This window comes from Spiroplasma endosymbiont of Lariophagus distinguendus, assembly GCF_023846195.1.
Taxonomy (GTDB): domain Bacteria; phylum Bacillota_I; class Bacilli_A; order Mycoplasmatales; family VBWQ01; genus Spiroplasma_E.
Window position 1 is genome coordinate 1 of record NZ_JALMUW010000096.1, and the last position, 2,364, is coordinate 2,364.

The 2,364-nt window shown below is 25.4% G+C and carries 2 protein-coding genes, 4 tRNA genes and 1 pseudogene; 6 read left to right on the plus strand and 1 reads right to left on the minus strand.

Annotated features, from left to right (window positions below; translation table 4 throughout):
• Positions 1–226, minus strand: a pseudogene (locus tag M0D11_RS05690) (hypothetical protein); the annotation flags it as partial.
• A 245-nt stretch (positions 227–471) separates the two neighbouring features.
• Between M0D11_RS05690 and M0D11_RS05695 the strand changes: the two are divergent.
• The 6 genes from M0D11_RS05695 (at position 472) to M0D11_RS05720 (ending at position 2,153) form a co-directional block, all read left to right on the plus strand.
• Positions 472–546, plus strand: a tRNA-Asn gene (locus M0D11_RS05695).
• 24 nt (positions 547–570) lie between these two features.
• Positions 571–645 (plus strand) — tRNA-Glu (locus tag M0D11_RS05700).
• Between the two features lie 55 nt (positions 646–700).
• A tRNA-Lys gene (locus tag M0D11_RS05705) sits at positions 701–776 on the plus strand.
• 5 nt (positions 777–781) lie between these two features.
• Positions 782–866 (plus strand) — tRNA-Leu (locus M0D11_RS05710).
• A 212-nt stretch (positions 867–1,078) separates the two neighbouring features.
• A complete protein-coding gene (locus tag M0D11_RS05715; protein WP_252320908.1) occupies positions 1,079–1,897 on the plus strand; it encodes a Cof-type HAD-IIB family hydrolase in 819 nt (272 codons plus the stop codon).
• A gap of 103 nt (positions 1,898–2,000) precedes the next feature.
• Positions 2,001–2,153: a YABBY transcription factor gene (locus M0D11_RS05720; protein ID WP_252320910.1), complete on the plus strand. Its 153-nt coding sequence runs from the start codon at positions 2,001–2,003 to the stop codon at positions 2,151–2,153.
• Positions 2,154–2,364: the final 211 nt, after the last annotated feature.

Sequence of the window (2,364 nt, forward strand, 5' to 3'; positions counted from 1 at the left end):
GAATAATAGCCTTTGTCATTCCATCTAACATATCAATATCAATATTATCAGTATTCATTTTTTCTTTTCTTAATTCACTTTTCAAACTAAATGAATTAGGAATTATAGTATAAGTTTCTTTAATACTATTATTTATTTTGCTTAGATTCGTACTTAATACATTTCCAAAAGTTCCTACAGTTGTTCCAAATGTTAAAAAACTTAATGTTGCTAATAATAACTTCATAAATTAAAACCCCTTTATATTAATAATGTAATTCTACATGATTTCTATGTTTACTTCTTTCTAATTACTTTTACCATTAATAGTATTCATTATTACAAATAATACTTAAATTATTATTATATTTAATTTAAAAAAATGATTAATAAATCATATACATTGCCGTAATCAAGAAAAAAATAAAAAAAACTTTATTAGTTATTGCAAATTATACTTTTCTTCAATATAATAATTAAGGTTTAGTAAATGCCCGGTTAGCTCAGCGGCAGAGCATTCGACTGTTAATCGAAGTGTCATAGGTTCAAATCCTATACTGGGCGCCATTATTCTAAGCTCTTGTTTTCTACGGCTCGTTGGTGAATTGGTAAACACATAGGATTTTCATTCCTACATTACGGGTTCGATCCCCGTACGAGTCACCATTAATTAATATTTAGACTGCAAGTATTAAATTACTTGTTTTTTATTCCCCTAGATGTCTCGTTAGCTCAATTGGCAGAGCATCAGACTCTTAATCTGAGGGTTGTAGGTTCGAGGCCTATACGGGACACCAAAAATGCGGAATTGGCGAAACTGGCAGACGCACCAGATTTAGGCTCTGGCGCCGAAAGGCATGAGGGTTCAAGTCCCTTGTTCCGCACCATACATTATTTTATTAACCTTTATGTTTTTCATTAAAGGTTTTTTCTTTTTTGAAATTTTTATTATATAAAAATTAAAATAAAATATTATATTTAAAATATAATATTTTATTTTAATTTAAGAAATTTTATTCTATGGAAATATATAGTATTTTATTATTTTATCTTTATAATATTAATAAAATAATAGAAAAAAGAAAGCAGGAAATGATTGATGGTAAAAATAATTTTTACTGATGTAGATGGTACTTTATTTGATAGTGGCAGTGCCTTAAGTGAAATTAATCTTAATGCTTGTTTAAAAGCTCAAAAAAATAATATTAAAGTTGTAATTAATACAGGTAGATATGGTGAAAATGCTATTCGTGTTGGTAAAATGATTAATGCTGAAAAATATGATGGTTATATTATTGGTAATGATGGCGCTGAAATTTGATCATATACTAAACAAAAATGAATTTATTTACAACAATTAAATTCAGAAACAACAATTAAACTTTATGAATGATTAACCAAATATAATAAACAAATGATTTTACATTTTAATAGTATTGATACTTTGTATGTTAACCATGCGGCTAATAGTTGAAGTACATGAGTTGAAAATCTGCAAATTAAAATTATTAAGTTAACTAATAGTACTGATATTAAAATGCCAATTTCAAAAGTAATGGTTATTTTAGAAAAATATTGAAAGGCTAATGAAATTACAAAATTCATTAATAATTTTGAAACTAACTTTCCGGATTTAACAATTGTTCAATATCATACAAATGTTTTTTCAATTGGTAATAAAAACATTAATAAAGGTTCAGCACTACAATGATTATGTAATCATTTAAATATTGACACTAAAGATGCATTAACGATTGGTGATGGATTTAATGATTTACCAATGTTTGAAGTATCTGGTCATCCAATAGTAATGGAAAATGCTAATATTGCTTTAAAACCATATGGTAAAACTATTGCTCCAAATAATGATGAACATGGAGTTGGATATATTATTAATAATTATGTTTTTAAAAAATAAAAACTTAATATTTTTAAAAATATACTCTTATAGTTTATTAACACACTAATAATTAAAATATATTATAATAATAATATAAGAAAAGTGAAAGGAGAAGGAAAATATGGCAGCAAAAAAACCTACTGTTTTTAATATTTTTATGAAAGCTACATTGCCAAAAGTTAAAGCAGAACACCCAGAATTAAAACACACTGAGGCTTTTGGAAAAGCAGCAGCATTATGAGCTAATGCTAAAGAAAATCCTAAAAACAAATAGATAGATAGATAATTCCTTAAAAGAGTCAGATTTTAAATCTGACTCTTTTAAATATAAAAAAATATTAAAATTTTAAAAAAACACTAAAATTGCTATACAAATCAACAATGATAAAGTATAATCAAAATACTTACCTAGTAGGGTTATAGAGAAAGGTAAGTTTTAATTGAGGCTTTTTAATAATTTGTGTTTCTTTGTTTTACAAAGTTAC